The 15,864-nt window shown below is 59.3% G+C and carries 9 protein-coding genes; 4 read left to right on the top strand and 5 right to left on the bottom strand.

Annotated elements, in window-relative coordinates; all coding sequences use genetic code 11:
- Positions 1-72 precede the first annotated feature (72 nt).
- The 4 genes from I5L03_RS12305 to I5L03_RS12290 all read right to left on the bottom strand — a co-directional run bounded on the left by I5L03_RS12305 (position 73) and on the right by I5L03_RS12290 (position 5,045).
- Positions 73-381 carry a hypothetical protein gene (locus I5L03_RS12305; RefSeq protein ID WP_197922207.1) on the bottom strand — a complete coding sequence of 103 codons (309 nt, stop codon included), beginning with the start codon at positions 379-381 and terminating at the stop codon, positions 73-75.
- Between the two features lie 40 nt (positions 382-421).
- Positions 422-3,319 (bottom strand): M16 family metallopeptidase, encoded by a 2,898-nt coding sequence (locus tag I5L03_RS12300; protein ID WP_234035242.1) that lies wholly within the window; start codon positions 3,317-3,319, stop codon positions 422-424.
- Between the two features lie 62 nt (positions 3,320-3,381).
- Complete coding sequence (locus tag I5L03_RS12295; protein WP_197922205.1) at positions 3,382-4,104, bottom strand: ABC transporter permease; 723 nt, start codon at positions 4,102-4,104, stop codon at positions 3,382-3,384.
- Positions 4,101-5,045, bottom strand: coding sequence for an ABC transporter ATP-binding protein (locus tag I5L03_RS12290; protein WP_197922203.1), 945 nt, complete (start codon positions 5,043-5,045; stop codon positions 4,101-4,103). The genes I5L03_RS12295 and I5L03_RS12290 overlap by 4 nt, the downstream gene beginning before the upstream one ends.
- Before the next feature lie 85 nt (positions 5,046-5,130).
- On the opposite strand from I5L03_RS12290, the gene I5L03_RS12285 reads away from it, so the two are divergent.
- The 3 genes from I5L03_RS12285 to clpB all read left to right on the top strand — a co-directional run bounded on the left by I5L03_RS12285 (position 5,131) and on the right by clpB (position 8,495).
- Positions 5,131-5,589 (top strand): hypothetical protein, encoded by a 459-nt coding sequence (locus tag I5L03_RS12285; RefSeq protein ID WP_197922195.1) that lies wholly within the window; start codon positions 5,131-5,133, stop codon positions 5,587-5,589.
- Entirely contained in the window at positions 5,589-5,813 is a 225-nt protein-coding gene (locus I5L03_RS12280; RefSeq protein ID WP_197922193.1) for a helix-turn-helix domain-containing protein, read from the top strand. Before I5L03_RS12285 ends, I5L03_RS12280 begins: the two co-directional genes overlap by 1 nt.
- Positions 5,814-5,915: 102 nt before the next feature.
- Positions 5,916-8,495, top strand: a complete 2,580-nt coding sequence (gene clpB, locus I5L03_RS12275) for an ATP-dependent chaperone ClpB (RefSeq protein ID WP_197922191.1) — start codon at positions 5,916-5,918, stop codon at positions 8,493-8,495.
- Between the two features lie 77 nt (positions 8,496-8,572).
- On the opposite strand, the gene I5L03_RS12270 is transcribed toward clpB, so the two are convergent.
- Positions 8,573-11,923 (bottom strand): TonB-dependent receptor domain-containing protein, encoded by a 3,351-nt coding sequence (locus I5L03_RS12270; RefSeq protein WP_197922179.1) that lies wholly within the window; start codon positions 11,921-11,923, stop codon positions 8,573-8,575.
- A gap of 478 nt (positions 11,924-12,401) precedes the next feature.
- On the opposite strand from I5L03_RS12270, the gene I5L03_RS12265 reads away from it, so the two are divergent.
- A complete protein-coding gene (locus I5L03_RS12265) occupies positions 12,402-15,806 on the top strand; it encodes a TonB-dependent receptor domain-containing protein (RefSeq protein WP_197922176.1) in 3,405 nt (1,134 codons plus the stop codon).
- Positions 15,807-15,864 lie beyond the last annotated feature (58 nt).

Below are 15,864 nucleotides of genomic sequence, written 5' to 3'. Positions count from 1 at the left end.
GGTCGTTCCCGGCTGCCCCCATTGTCGCAGAGAGACCGCAGGTGCGTCAGCGGTCCTTAAGTCTGCCTCAAATCAGGTGCGACGAGTCGCTTTCATCGCCATCTTGCCCATCATCCCTGCATCGATGGAGCCGACCACATTGTCGCCATCCACCACAGCTTCGCAATCCAGCGTCATTGGCAGTGGCATATTCATTTTCATCTGCCAGTTTAGCGTATTGCCGTTGATAGTACCGTTGGCGATGGACATGGCGCCCAGCGTCCCGTTCAGCTCTCCGTCGAAACCGTTGCCATCGGCGGTGGGGGTGACCACCATCGTGCCCGTCTGTTCGCCCATCGGCGTGCTGACGGTGAAATCGTAAGTGCCACCAATATCGCTCATAAATCTACTCCTTGGTATTCCGGTTCGCAGCGCGCGGAGCTTACAGCTCGTCCACGCTCAGATATTCGATTTCCATGCCGAGACGCTCGAGCTGCGGATCGATCACTTCGCGGTCGCCGACCACGACAATGATTAGGTCATTGGGCTGGAGGAATTCGCCAGCAGCAGCATCGATGTCCTGCCGCGTGACGCTCCGCCACAGCTCAGGCAGGCTCGCCTGGTAACGCAGATCGCGGCCCAGCAGCTGGTTGGACAGCAGCGCACCGAGAACCTGTCCGTTGGTTTCGAAACGGTTGGGCAGGTTGCGGATATTGCCATCCGTAACACGCTGGTATTCGACATCATCCACCGGGCGGACCGAAGGGAAGGCAGACATTTGCGCGATGATCACTTCGATTGAGTCCGCAGTGCGATCTGCCTGCACCTGCGTGCCGATCTGCAGGCGGCGGGGGCCTTCGGCGCTGGGGATCGAGGAGCCGATGCCATAGGTCCAGCCGCGGGTTTCGCGCAGGTCGTTATTGAGCCGCGAGAGAAAGCCGCTGCCGATCACTTCATTAGCGAGCTCAACCGCTTCGAAGCCATCGCTATGCCCTTCGAAGGGGGTGATACGGCCGATCGAGAGGAAGCTGGACGGCGAATTGGGCCGGTCCACTACGACGAGGCGCGTGGCGGGTGCCGGAATTTCCGCATCGACGGACTTTTCAGGCGCGGACGTTGCCGGTGCCTGCCAGTCGCCGAAGCTGGCTTCGAGCGCCGAAACCAGCTCATTCATCGACACGTCGCCAACAGCGGTGATGGTGGCGAGATCTGGGCGGAACCATTCGGCATGCTCGGCGGCGAGGTCGCTCGCAGTCAGGCCGGAAACGACATCCGCATCGCCAGCAGATGAAGCGTAAGCGTAAGGGTGATCGTCGCCATAGATCAGCGGCATCAGCGCGCGGCTGGCCATGCCTGCAGGAGAGGCGAGCTGCTGCTGGATCGCGGCGACTCGCTGGCTGCGAACGCGCGCCACGTCTTCTTCCGCAAAGGCCGGATTGCGAACAATATCGGCCATCAGGTCCAGCGAAGGCTGGAGGTTGGCGGACAATGCAGTGAGGGATACGGTACTGCGCTCCACTCCGGCATTTGCGTTGATCGATGCGCCGAGTGTTTCCTGAGCAATGGCGATATCGAGCGTGCTGCGCGTGGTGGTCCCTTCCGTCATCGCGTCGATCATTGTCTCATGGACACCGGCCATGCCAATTGGATCGACCGCACTTCCGGCATCGAACACCATGGCAAGATTGATCTGCGGCACCGCATCGCGGCGCGCAAGGACGACTTCGATGCCATTCGAAAGCGTCGCGCGCTCTACATCGGCAAAGGTTAGTGCGCCCACCGGCTCCGGCTCTGGCAGAACGCGTTCGGGGCCTGTGCGGGTCACTTCGACGTCGCTTCCGGTATCGGGATCGGGCGCGGGAAATTGGTCCTCATCGCCCCAGCCGCCCAGCGTCGCACCGTCCAGTGTGCGTTCGCCCGGCACGACGACCAGCGTGGTTTCAGGGCGTGAAAGCCAGCTCTCCATCGCCGCGCGCACCGTCTCCGGCGTCAGCGTGGCCATTTGCTCCAGCTGGGTCCGGTAGAAACCGGCATCGCCTGTATACATCAGCCCTTCGGCAAGGATCATGCCCTTACCGCCAAAGCCGCCGACGCTCTGCTGCCCGCCGATAAAGCCGGAGGCGAACTGGGTGACCGCGCGATTGATCTCGTCCTGAGTCGGACCTTCGGCAATCATGCGCGCGATTTCAGCTTCGAGGTCGGCCTGCGCTTCGGCATGGTCGACACCGTCGCTGACAGTGACGATGGCCTGCAAGAAGCTTAGCTGCTCATGCTGCTGCGAATACGCGTAAACACTCGTCGCGCTTTCTTCACCGCGCACCAGCGCGTTGTCGAGACGTGAAGAGTTGAGGCCGCCGAGGATCTGCATGCCAACCTGCAACGGAACGGCATCCGTGTGCGTCATGCCCGGCCCCGTCCATGCCTGGTAGATGCGGGTCGAAGGCACCTGGTCGGTGATTTCCTGATAGACCGGCTCTGCCAGAGTTACCGGGCCAGCTTCGAGCTGCTCCACATCGGGGCCTTCCGGAATATCGCCAAACCAGCGCTCCACCATCGGGCGCGCGGTCTCGGCATCGATATCGCCCGTGAGCGCGAGCACCACATTGTTGGGGCCGTAATTGTCGCGGAACCAGTTCTGCACATCGACGAGGCTGGCGGCGGAAAGATCTGCCATCGAACCGATGGTCGAATGGCGATAGGGGTGGCCGATAGGCAGCAGCGCATCATTCAGAACGTAATTGACGAGGCCATAGGGGCTGTTGTCCCCCTGACGCTTTTCGTTCTGCACCACCATACGCTGGTTATCGAGCTTCTCCTGGCTCACCGCGCCGAGCAGATAACCCATGCGGTCGCTTTCCATCATCAGCGCAAGGTCGAGCGCACCGGTGGGCACGGTCTCGACATAATTGGTGCGATCATACCAGGTGGAGCCATTGGTGCTGGTCGAACCTGCGGCTTCCAGCGGAATATCGAAATTCTCGACATTCTCCGATCCGCCGAACATCAGATGCTCGAACAGATGGGCAAAACCCGTGCGGCCGCGCGGTTCATGCTTTGAGCCGACCCGGTAATAGGTGGTGACGCCAACCAGCGGGCTCTTGCGATCAGTATGGACGATCACTTGCAGGCCGTTGTCCAGCGTGAACGTTTCATGCGGGATGTCGATGGAGGCGAGCAGATCGTCCAGCGAGGCAGCCTGCGGCGTACCCACGCTCGCTTCGGCTTCGACATATTCCGCCTGAGTCTCAGCGACGGGCATGGTGTCGGTGGTGGAACAACCCAGTAGCGCCAGAGTGGCGGTTGCAGGGATAAGCGAGCGGAGTGCTGTGCGCAGATTCATGGCGAGCGTGTTAGCATAAAGATCAGCGAGGGGAAGCGTGCGTCTGCTCGTAGCGCAAAAGCCTAGCGCAGAGAGCGCTTCGACAGGTCAGTCAGCATCAGTGCGAGCGCGATTGCGCCCCCGATGAGGCCTCCGACAACCGAACTTTCCCACCCATCTTTCGCCGCATTGATCGTCATGACCCACGGAAACCAATTGGCCTGCGATGAGCCCGTAATGACCACCGCCATTCCCACCAGAGTTCCCGCGATGCCAACAGCCAGGGGGATCACGAAATTGCCGAAGCGCAAGGCGATCCACAATTGGATGGTAGAAAACAGCATGCCGGCCGCGAGCAATCGCAGCGAGCCATTGGCGACTTTGGCAAATGCAGGATCGCCAACTGGCATGCTGCCGATGAGCAGCCCGCCCGTCGAAATGAGAATATAAGAATAAGCGAACAGAAGCGCCGTCATTAGAGCGAGGGATGCTTGCACGACGACCCATTTCGCCGCGAAAATTTGCCAGCGGGAGAAGGGAAGGGCGAGCAAGTGGTCCCACGCCTTCGCACGGTACTCGACCTGCGCGGTAAGAGTCGCAAAAGTGGCTGTCGCCATAGGATAGATGAACATCACCCAAAGCGGCAGGACAAAGCTGCCGAGGATCGTGTTCCAGTTCGAAGCGCTGCCATTCGTAACGATGGCCAGCAGCGCCAACGCCGCCGTGAGTGCCGGAACAGCCAGCATAAAGAGCAGCGCCAAGGAACCGTTTAGCTTGGCGAGTTCGGCTCGAATAAGCGCCATCATGCAGCGTCCTTCCTCAGGCCCGCACCAGCCGACTGGCGATAAAGATCCTCAAGCGTTTGGCGCTGTTCCACGATCTCTCCGACCAGGATTCCTGCATCGACGAGACGCGCGTTGATCGCGGCGGAAAAGGCAAAGAAATCCTCACCCGCCGGACAGGAAAGCGCGATATACTCGCGCCCTGCGGTTCGTGGCTCTAGTCCTGCGATCTTGAGGATGCGGAGCGTATTTTCCGTCTGATCTGTCTTGAGGCGAAGAACGCGTTCGCTGGCGAGCAATTCAGTCAGTGGCCCCTGCATGGCAAGCTGACCGTCGCGCAGCAATCCGGCATAATCCGCCACCTGTTCGACTTCGGCGAGCAAATGGCTGGATACAAAAACGGTTGCACCAATTCTGTCCGGCAAATCACGGATCAGATCGCGCATTTCAGAGATGCCCTCAGGGTCGAGGCCGTTGGTCGGTTCATCGAGCATCAGGAGTTCTGGTGCGCCCAGAAGCGTGCGCGCAAGCGCGGTGCGTTGCTTCATGCCAAGCGAATAATCCCGCACCTTGCGCGCGGCGTGCCGCGTCATACCGACAATATCGAGAACCCGCGCCACCTCAGTCTCTGGCAGGCCGAGCAGGCGGCGGGTTATGTCAAGATTGGCCGTGCCGGACAGGTGATCATACAGCGCCGGGCTTTCGACAAATGCGCCGATGCGCCGCAAAGCGACATGCGGGCGGTCAGCCATGTCATGCCCCAGCAATCTGACCGTTCCGGCATCGGGGCGAAGAATGCCCAGCAGCAGCCGCATCATCGTCGTCTTGCCAGCGCCGTTTGGTCCGATGAAACCGTAGACCTTTCCCCGCGGCACCTTGAGATCGCATCCGCGAATAATGGCGCGGCGACGCAGACGGGTTCCAAGACTTTTGCGCAGCTCACTGGTCTCGATTGCCAAATTCATGCCTCATCCCTCTTGCGCCGCGATTTAACTAACGGTTAAATGCTGAGATGAGAAATTTAAGTCAAGGCTAAATTCGGAGTGCGGAATGGATGATTTGAGGCAAGCGGGTTATCTTGTCGCTATTGCCGGTGGGCTATGCGCCCTGGTGCTTAGCGCCATCGTCGTCATCGATCTGATCGGCGGCGTTTTTTACGGTGCCGAGTTTGGCTATTGGGCGCTCCGGCGCGTCGCCACAGTCAGCTACATCGTCGCGATCATCATGCTTGCTTTTGCCGGCTGGCAAGTGGCGCGCGGGCGAGGCTTTGTTGACGTAATGCCACAGCTCCTTTCTGGAGCAGGAGTATTGCTGGCGGGCGGTGCGGTGTTTGAAATCTTCGGCGTCGCTCTGCTGATGCGCCTCTTTGATATCGGCGAGTTTCGCGGCATCGCCTATTTCGATCCAACCTATGTGACGTTGGGCGCGGTCGGCCTTCTGCTCTGGTTGCTTGGTCGCCTCATGCGCCGAGCCATTTTTATGGCGCGCGAACTGGAGGAGTTTCTCTGATGCCGGTGAGAGTCACTCTCGACCGCTTACTCGATGCACGCGGTATGACAGGTAAGGAACTGGCAACTCGCATCGGCATTAGCGAGACCCAGCTATCGCATTTCCGATCTGGCAAAGTACGGGGATTGCGCTTCGCGACGCTTTCGAAAATGTGCCTCGTGCTCGGCTGCAAGCCCGGTGATTTGCTCGATTATGAGGAAAATGCGGGCGACATGGACGATTGATGCTGGAAGTTCTCGACCAGCATGCGATTATTACCCACAGACGCACTTGTGTGGCGCAAATGCAACACTATCTGTTAGTGGTAATTGGATGAGGGACCAGCAATGAATCTCGATAAATTCACCGATCGCGCGCGCGGCTTCCTGCAAAGCGCGCTGACCATTGCCATTCGCAACGAACACCAGCGGATTTCGCCCGAGCACATTCTGAAGGCGCTTCTGGAAGATGAAGAGGGCATGGCCGCAGGCCTGCTCCAGCGCGCGGGTGCCAGTCCGGGTCGCGCGGTGCAGGAAGTGGATGCGCTTCTGGCTAAGATCCCTGCCGTCAGCGGGGGCGGGGCCCAGCAGCAGCCGGGCCTCGACAATGACAGTGTGCGCCTGCTCGACCAGGCCGAACAGGTCGCGGAGAAAGCGGGCGACAGCTATGTCACCGTCGAGCGGCTACTGCTCGCGATCGCGCTTCAAAAGGATAGCCGTGCGGGCAAGGCGCTCGCCGCAGCGGGGCTCGACCCGCAGGCGCTCAACACCGCGATCAACGAGCTGCGCAAGGGCAAGACGGCGGACAGCGCCAATGCTGAAGCCGCCTATGATGCGATGAAGAAATACGCGCAGGACCTGACGCAGAAGGCGAAGGACGGAAAGCTCGATCCCGTGATCGGGCGTGACGAGGAAATTCGCCGCGTCGTGCAGATCCTTGCCCGTCGCACGAAGAATAACCCGGTCGTGATCGGTGAGCCCGGCACGGGTAAGACCGCAATTGCCGAAGGGCTCGCGCTTCGCATTGCCAATGGGGATGTGCCCGACAGCCTGAGGGACCGCACGCTGATGGCGCTCGACATGGGTAGCCTGATTGCAGGCGCGAAGTATCGCGGCGAATTTGAAGAGCGCCTCAAGACGGTGCTCGATGAGGTGAAGGATGCCGATGGGCAGATCATCCTCTTCATCGATGAAATGCACACGCTGATCGGTGCGGGCGCGAGCGAAGGCAGTATGGATGCGTCGAACCTGCTGAAGCCCGCCCTTGCACGCGGCGAACTGCATTGCATCGGCGCTACGACGCTCGACGAATATCAAAAATACGTCGAGAAGGACGCCGCGCTCCAGCGACGCTTCCAGCCCGTCTTCGTGGATGAGCCGAGCGTGGAGGACACGATCTCCATCCTGCGCGGCATCAAGGAGAAATACGAGCTGCATCACGGCGTGCGCATCACCGATGGTGCGATCGTGGCCGCAGCACAGCTTTCCGAGCGCTATATTTCCGATCGCTTCCTGCCCGACAAGGCCATCGACCTGATGGACGAGGCCGCCAGCCGCATCCGTATGGAAGTGGAGAGCAAGCCCGAAGAGATTGAGAACCTAGACCGGCGCATCATCCAGTTGAAGATTGAAGAGCAGGCTCTCGGCAAGGAGAGCGACTCCGCATCGCAAGACCGGCTCGCGGCTTTGCGCGAGGAGCTCGCCAATCTTGAGCAGCAATCATCCGAGCTGACCACGCGCTGGCAGAACGAGCGCGACAAGATCCACGCCGAAGCGAAGATCAAGGAAGACCTTGATGCGGCGCGGATCGAGCTGGAGCAGGCCCAGCGCAGTGGCGATCTCGCCGCTGCGGGTGAGCTGCAATATGGCACGATCCCCAAGCTGGAGAAGCAGCTCGCCGAGGCCGCTGATCACACCGAGAACGCGCTTCTGAAAGAAGAAGTGACCGAGGATGATATCGCCTCCGTCGTCGCACGCTGGACGGGCATTCCAATGGAGAAGATGCTCGAAGGCGAGCGCGACAAGCTCCTTAAGATGGAGGAAGCGCTGGGCAAGCGTGTGATCGGCCAGGAAAAGGCGATTACCGCCGTTTCAAAGGCTGTGCGCCGTGCACGCGCTGGCCTGCAGGATCCGGGCCGTCCGCTTGGCAGCTTCCTGTTCCTCGGCCCTACCGGCGTTGGCAAGACCGAGCTCACCAAGGCGCTCGCGTCCTTCCTGTTCGATGACGATCAGGCGATGGTGCGCATCGACATGAGCGAATTCATGGAGAAGCATTCGGTCGCACGGCTGATCGGCGCGCCTCCGGGCTATGTCGGCTATGATGAGGGCGGTGTGCTGACCGAAGCGGTGCGGCGCCGGCCCTATCAGGTGGTCCTCTTCGACGAGGTCGAGAAAGCGCATAGCGACGTGTTCAACGTGCTGCTGCAGGTGCTCGACGATGGCCGCCTGACAGACGGGCAGGGCCGCCAGGTCGATTTCAGCAACACACTGATCATCCTGACATCGAACTTGGGCAGCCAATTCCTTTCGAATCTGGGCGATGACCAGAAGGTGGAAGATGTCGAGGATCAGGTTATGGATGTGGTGCGCGGACATTTCCGCCCCGAATTCCTTAACCGGCTTGATGAAATCGTCCTGTTCCACCGCCTCGCGATGGAGCACATGGCGCCTATCGTCGATATCCAGGTGGCCCGCGTTCAGAAGCTGCTGAAGGACCGTAAGATCGTGCTCGATCTCTCCGAGGGCGCGCGCAAATGGCTCGGCAGGGTCGGATACGATCCGGTTTATGGTGCGCGGCCGCTGAAGCGGGCGGTGCAGCGCTATCTGCAGGATCCGCTGGCTGAGAAACTGCTGGGCGGCGAGATCCCCGATGGCTCGACTGTCAACGTGGACGAAGGCGACGGCGAGCTGGAGATGACGGTGCAGTAGGACTGCGCCTTGCCATCCGACAAAAACAAAAAGGGCGGGGAAATCCCCGCCCTTTTCTTAAGGTCGTGTAGCACCCCTTAGAGGCCCGGAATCTGATCCCCGCGCAATGTAATGCCGAGGAAGAACGACGTCCCGTACGGTGAGACCGGGTAGGAGAAGTTCGTCGGATAGGGCTGCTCATCGGTCAGGTTGTTCACGCCCGCATAGATCGTGAAATCATCATTCGCTTCATAGCTGACGCTGATGTCGTGGATCCAATACTCATCGGCGAAGCCAGCCGGTCCTACCTGGGCCTCTGCAGTCTCGATTTCGATACCGGAGAATGCCGTGCTGCCGACATATTGCAGGCCGTAGCGCAGCGAGAATGGTCCGTAGCCGACCGTGAGCGAGCCTACGCCTGCCCATTCCGGGCGCTGCTCTTCACGCAATTCCGGATCGACATTGGTCGGGTCGGTCGGATCGAAGAAACGATCGATGTAATCCACCCAGTTGACCGAAGCCCGCGCGCCGATGTCGAAATCGCCAATGTCGAAGCGATAGGCAATCGTCCCGTCGATACCCGCCGTTTCGATGCGCCCGAAGTTCAACTGCGTCTGGCGAAGGAAGTTGAAACCGAGGAAAGTCGGGCTTGTGGGATCGCCATTACGATCGAATTGGCCACAGAACTGGTTCGGGAAGGCTGTCGAATCGTAACACGTATCGACGATATCCTGCGAGCCGACTGCGGCAATCGCGTCCTCGATCTCGATATTGTAATAGTCGACCGAGAGCAAAAGGCCCGGGATGAAACGCGGCGTAATGAGCGCGCCGAACGTGTATGTTGTCGCGGTTTCTTCCAGCAGATCGGGATTGCCACCCGTGGTGCCGGAGAAGCGCGCCGTCAGCGGGTCCGAATAGTCATACACGCCGTTTGTCGAGTAGTCGCTGGGCGCGGCGCCCAGCGCCTGGAAGTCGGCGACACAGTTGGCCTGCCGGTTTGCAGCGTCTGCCGCATCGAGGACGGCAATCTGCGAGACATCACACGGGTCGGACGGGCGGAACACTGTGCCCTGTTCCGGATCGAACAGTTCGGAAATATTCGGCGCACGCACAGCGCGCGAATAGGTGCCGCGGAAGCGAACATCTTCAATCGGCGCCCAAATGCCGCTGACGCTCCAAGTGAATGTGCCGCCGACAGTCGAGTAGTCCGAGTAGCGCGCTGCACCCGTCAGTTCGAGCACATCGAAGAAGGGTACCGCCTCCAGGATGGGGATGTTCACCTCGGCGAAAATCTCCGCCACGTCGAACTGGCCGCCAGTGTTGAAGCTGCGCGTCTGCGCATCGAACACCAACTGTTGGTTGGCAGAGACATCGCCGATAAACTGACCGGCACTGATATCGGGCGTGTCGATTGGCGCGATGCCCAATACCAGCGGATCGAATTCGAAGCTGCTCTTCTCCTCGCGGTATTCGGCACCGACTGCGAAACGGACCGGGCCACCGGGGAGTTCGAAGAAGCTGCTGGTGTCACCGCCAAGGCTTGCGCTCAGCACGAATTGTTCGAGCACCGCTTCATTGACTGTCGTCACCGAGATGAAGTCGACAGCTTCCTGAGACACCGACTGCTCGCCATTGAAAAGCGAGGCAGGACGGCAGCTGCCATCGCCCGGATTGAAAGTGAAGAAACCGGGTTCGATTACCGGGAAGAACTGGCTGCCGGGGTGGCGCGCATCAGGATCGAGATCCGAACGGCAAACAATGTTGCCATTTGGCGTGCCATTGAGGAACTGACCTTCATCCACCGCGTCGATCGCTGCGAACAAACGGTCCGGCAGGACGGTATTCTCATTCTCGATTTCTGATTCGAAACGGCCATAATTCGCGCTGAGCTGCCAGCTGAATTCGCTGCCACTGCCAAATTCACCGCGCAGGCCGCTCACGATGCGATAGGTCTCACGGCTGGCAAGCTGGCGTGCAAGGCCAAGGTCGGTAAAGTCCCGACTGACCCGCAGGCCGCCCGCATCATCCGCATCCGCCTGCAGCACATCCGGGATGAAAGGGTTGTCGGCATAGATCAGCAAGGAATCGTAGAACGTGTTGTAGGGGTTCTGCGACTCCGTGTAGGAATTCACATATTTCGCATCGACGAAAAGATTGATCCCGTCCGTCACATCATAATTGGCGAGCAGGGCAGCGTAGACCCGCTCATTACCCGGGACGAGAGTAGCGCCGCTGACGCGCTCCGGCGCGCCGTCACCGCCGAATTGGTTGCTGGAACTGGCGACGATGCCGTCTTCGAAAATCTTTACCCCGCCACCCGGCGTGGACACGTAGCAGCCGCCACCGCCAAAGCCCGTCAGGCCGATGAAGCTCTCTTGGCAGTCATTGATCCCGTTATTGTTGATATCGGCATCGAAAAAACCGAAATCGCGGCGGAAAATCAGCCCGGCGCCCGATGAAATCGCGAAGCGCGGATCGGACTGATAGGCAAGCGCAGGAGCGCCCAGCGCTTGGTCGATCAGGGCCTGCTCGGCAGCGGTGGGCGTGGTGCCGCCGCTAAAGATCGCGTCATATTCGGGCGTCCCCGGAAGCGGGATGCGGAAACCGATCGGGAATGAGAAATTCGCGATGCTGTAGAAATCCTGGAAGTTCGGCGTCGCATCGCTGATATCTCCGCGCTGGAACCGCAGCAGTGGACTGGGGTAGGTCGTCCCGGTATTGAAACGGCCATTATTGGCGAAGAAATCACGATCGCCCTGCAGCAGCTGCTCTGTGTAAGAATATCCGGCTGCAAGAGTGACATTGCCACGCCCGTTGGGGGCATTGAAGCCGACCGCGCCGTCAATGGCGCCGATCCAGCCATCGCCCTCGGCCGAAACGCCGCCCGTGGCATCGATCTCGAAGCCGTCGAAATCTTCGCGCAGCACATAGTTCACGACGCCCGTCACAGCGTCCGCACCGTAAACGGCCGATGCACCGCCGGTCAGCACGTCAACGCGTTCGATCAGGCCGGTGGGAATGCTCGAAACATCAACGATCTGGCTGCCCGCGACACCCGATACGTGGCGCTGGCCGTTGACGAGCACAAGGGTACGGACCGAGCCCAGGCCGCGAAGGTTCAGCGTCGCTTGGCCGATGCCGCCCGCGCCGTTCTGCAGCGAATCGGAAATGGTGCCCGAATTGGACAAAGCGGGGATCTCGCGAAGAGCCTCCGTCGCGTCGATCACCCCGGTTTCGCGGATGTCGTCGATAGATATAGTCGAAACAGGAGAAGGCGCAGCCTCATTCGGATCACGCTGGATGCGTGAACCAAGCACCACGATACTGCCTTCCTGCTCCTCGGCGCTCGGCTCATCATCCGCATCTTGCGCCAACGCAGGATTCGCGAGGCAAGCGATGGAAAGGGCGATCGGGGCGGAAGCGGAACGTAGTGCGGTGCGAAGTTTCATTTGCGTATTGATCCCTGTTGCATTCCAGAAAGTACGGAAAGTTGGCGAACATTGCGCCAGAACGCCGCTAGACGCAATGTTGATACGATATTTCGGAAAAGCACAGCCAATCATGTTGCAGTGCAACAACACCGCGATCTGCCGTGCGCAAGCCGAACGAGTATCAAAAACGCTGGAGAATCATGGGTTTTGTGCAGGGGCGAACAGGCAATCCTGAGGCCGCTTTGTGACGACGAAATGAAAGTCTGGTGCGCCGAAGTGTGTGTTTTTGGTAACAGGGGCTGTCAAAACTGGGCGTTTCCAGTGCTTGCCGCGCATGTCGTTTTGACAAGGGCCCAACGCTATTGCAGTCATTCACCCGCAGCGTATTGGAATTCGCAGCTTACCCTGCAAGCCGTCACGCCAAAAGAGGCAGCATAACTGCCCGGTCTGGAATGAATGGCTTGTGAATTTCGAAATTGAAGTGGACGCGACAAACATGAAAAAGTTTCAGAAGAATACCCTGACAGGGTTGGCGCTTACGGTTTCGGCCGCAGCGCTTCTGGCAGGTGCTCCGGTTTATGCACAGGATCAGGATGAAACCGATCCCGATGGCATTATCGATAACGATCCCGATGACGACGTCCTCGATGAGGACGAAGTTGCCAGCGAAGAGCGTATCGTCGTCACCGGCTCGCGTGTCCGCACGGACACCTACACCAGCATTTCGCCTCTCCAGACTCTTAGCACCGAAGTCGAGCGTGACGTCGGAAACTTCGATGCCGCGCAGATCCTGCAACGCTCGGAAGCTGCCGCCGGTATCCAGATCGACGCGACCTTCCAAGGCTTCGTGCTCGATAACGGTCCGGGTTCGCAGACGCTGAACCTTCGCGGTCTGGGTGCAGAGCGTACCCTGCTTCTCATCAATGGTCGCCGCCTCGCACCTGCAGGTGTGGAAGGCGCGCCGACCAGCCCGTCGATCAACTTGCTGCCTGCATCGCTGATCGACCGCTACGACCTGCTGCTTGACGGCGCATCGTCGGTTTATGGTTCGGACGCTGTGGCCGGTGTGGGTAACATCGTCCTGCGCAACGACATTGACGGGTTCGAAGTCTTCCTTTCGGGTAACTACAACCCCGAGGGTGGCGGCGACGATTACACCGTCAGCGGCGCATGGGGTCAGCAGTTCAGCAACGGCTTTATTGGTATTGGTGCGGAATATTCTGTCCGTGACGAAGTCCGTCTGCGTGACCGCCCCTTCCTGCGCGGTTGTGACACCCACTACGAGATCACCGACACCGGTGAAATTCGTACCGTTGGCCTGCGCGACAATGCGATCGTGCAGCGTGATTCGGGCGGTGCCGTTTCGGTTTCCGAGAGCGAATGTAAGATCGGCGGTATCTCCGGCCGTATTTTCAATCCGTTCAACTTTTCTGGCTCGATTTACTTCCAGGCAGACGGCCAGGGCAACTTCCCGGGCTTCCCGGACTTCCCCTATGCGGACTCGACCAACGCGTTCGGTGAGCAGCTGGATCGTGATGGCGACGGCATCCGTGACGTCGACTTCCAGGATGTGAACACCAATGCGGCGAACATCGATCAGGTGTTCATCTCGCGTCAGGAACTGTACAACGTCATGGCTTACGGCGAGTACACCCTTGACGGCGACATGAACCTGACGCCCTTCTTTGAACTGCTGTACAGCCGTGCGGAAATCAGTGCGGACAATACCGGCGTGCCGCAGATCTTCCCGTCCGTACCGGATATCAACCCGTTCAACCCGTGTAATATCAACACCAATCCTGATGGTGTCGACTGTCGTCTGATCGACAACGCGCAGAACAACGGCTTCCCGCTTTATGGCCCGAACGGCCAGTTCGGCCCTGCAGGCTTCAGCCTTCCGGTCGTGCCGATCAGCGGCATCCGCGGGGACCGTAATAACACCGATATCACGCAGGAACAGTATCGCGCTGTGCTTGGTGTTCGCGGTGACCTGCCTTTCATCGATGACAGCTGGACTTTCGAAGTCTCCGGTGTCTACTCGCGTTCGGAAGGTCTCTCGGTCCGTAACGGTATCCGTGAAGACCGCTTGGCGCTCTCGCTCGGTATCGATCCGACGCAGGATTTCGACGGTGACGGTGTAGCCGACGATAGCGGCGACGGCATTGCTGATGATTACGACAACGGCCTCGACATCTTCGGTGCGTTCGGCGATCCGCAGTATATTGGTCCTTGCGGCACGCTGGCCAATCCGGATCTGGCTGCGCCTGATCTTGTTCAGGGCTGTGTGCCGGTGAACCTGTTTGCCCCGAGCGTGCTGACGGGCGCCATCGGCGATTTCGCAACCCAGGCAGAGCGTGATTATCTGTTCGACCAGCGTATTGTCGATACGACTTACGAACAGATCGTTCTCTCGGCCTACGCCACGGGTGACCTTGCGCAGCTTCCTGCTGGTCCGCTTGCCCTCGTTGTCGGTACCGAATTCCGCAATGACAGCATCGAGACGAACCCGAACTTCCAGGCATCCAATGGTCTGTTCTTCGGATTCTTCCGTGACCTCGGCACGAACGGTGAAAAGTACATCATCGAAGCGTTCGCCGAGCTTGATGTTCCGGTGTTCGACACGCCCGAGCTGGGCACGCTGGATGTCAACCTTTCCGGTCGTCTGACCGAAGAGGAATTCTACGGCACGGCTGGCACATACTCGATCAAGGCGGGTTGGGCTCCGGTCCCCGAAGTGCTCCTGAAGGCAAGCTACGGTACTTCGTTCCGTGCGCCGAACCTTCGCGAGAACTTCCTTGGTGGTATCACCGGCTTCGCAACAATCTTTGACCCGTGTGCGGTTCCGGATGCGGCATTTGACGCTCTCAACGGCGGCTATCAGCCTGGCGATGACACGCGTGATCCCGACGTCATTCAGAACTGTCAGACGCAAGGACGCGATCCGTTCACGGTCGGTATCAACGACTCGGGTTCAAACACAATCGCAACATCGAGCATCGAGGTTGCAAACCAGGGTAGTCTCGATCTCGATCCGGAAACTTCGACTTCGTTCACCACGGGTGTTGCCGTCGGCGACAGCTGGGGCGATTTCGACTTCTCGTTCAACTTCAACTACTACGCCATTGTTGTGGAAGACTCGATCGCATCGTTGAGCGCTCAGTTTGCAATTAACGAATGCTTCTTCAACGACCAGCCGCAGACGCCGAGCATCTTTTGTGACCAGCTCGAATACGATACAGTCGGCCGTAACCTGATCAACCAGGCCTTCCCGCAGTTCCTTAACCAGGACGAAGAGAAGGTGCGCGGCATCGATCTGAACGCAACGCTCGGTTATGATGTGACGCTTGGAGGTGAAGTTCTGAGCCTCGGCTTGAACCTTCGTGCGAACCACCTGCTTGAGCGGAGCACCTTGTTCGTCAATGATGATGGCGAGCAGGACTTCGATGAAGATCAGGGCGAATTCGGCTTCCCGCTTTGGACCGGCCGTGCGACCTTCTCCGCCCAGTACAGCGATTTTGCCTTCACTTGGCAGACCCGCTGGATCGGCGAAACCGAGCAGCAGGCAACGGGTATCGACCCGCTGGATGACGCCTTCGGAAATCTCGGAACCGGTTTCTTCGGTGACACCTGTACCGGTGACGGCGCTGGTGTTGTTGAGGGTGACGGCGTCTTCTGTCGCGACATCGGGTTTGCGGATGACTACTTCGTCCACACCGCTTCGATCCGCTACACCTTCGACGACTGGATTACCCTGCGTCTTGGTGTGTCGAACATCTTCGACGAAGCTCCGCCGCTGATCGATTGTAACGAGCCGATCACCTGTATTTCGAACACTCCGCTCGGCAATGGTTACGACCTTGACGGCCGTGAGTTCTTCGGAACGCTTTCGGTTCGCTTCTAATCCGATCAGGATTGACTAAGCCAAAGAAAGGGCTCCGCAGCTTCGGTTGCGGGGCCTT

The sequence above is a fragment of the Aurantiacibacter sediminis genome, assembly GCF_016019885.1.
Classification (GTDB): domain Bacteria; phylum Pseudomonadota; class Alphaproteobacteria; order Sphingomonadales; family Sphingomonadaceae; genus Alteraurantiacibacter; species Alteraurantiacibacter sediminis.
Note: the sequence above shows the minus strand (reverse complement) of the source record. Positions and strands in the feature narration are given on the sequence as shown.

Coding starts and splice junctions, on each gene's coding strand:
- I5L03_RS12285 (WP_197922195.1), top strand. CDS start 5,131: ATGGATGATTTGAGGCAAGCGGGTTATCTTGTCGCTATTGCCGGTGGG.
- I5L03_RS12280 (WP_197922193.1), top strand. CDS start 5,589: ATGCCGGTGAGAGTCACTCTCGACCGCTTACTCGATGCACGCGGTATG.
- I5L03_RS12300 (WP_234035242.1), bottom strand. CDS start 3,319: ATGAATCTGCGCACAGCACTCCGCTCGCTTATCCCTGCAACCGCCACT.
- I5L03_RS12295 (WP_197922205.1), bottom strand. CDS start 4,104: ATGATGGCGCTTATTCGAGCCGAACTCGCCAAGCTAAACGGTTCCTTG.
- I5L03_RS12265 (WP_197922176.1), top strand. CDS start 12,402: ATGAAAAAGTTTCAGAAGAATACCCTGACAGGGTTGGCGCTTACGGTT.
- I5L03_RS12305 (WP_197922207.1), bottom strand. CDS start 381: ATGAGCGATATTGGTGGCACTTACGATTTCACCGTCAGCACGCCGATG.
- I5L03_RS12290 (WP_197922203.1), bottom strand. CDS start 5,045: ATGAATTTGGCAATCGAGACCAGTGAGCTGCGCAAAAGTCTTGGAACC.
- I5L03_RS12270 (WP_197922179.1), bottom strand. CDS start 11,923: ATGAAACTTCGCACCGCACTACGTTCCGCTTCCGCCCCGATCGCCCTT.
- clpB (WP_197922191.1), top strand. CDS start 5,916: ATGAATCTCGATAAATTCACCGATCGCGCGCGCGGCTTCCTGCAAAGC.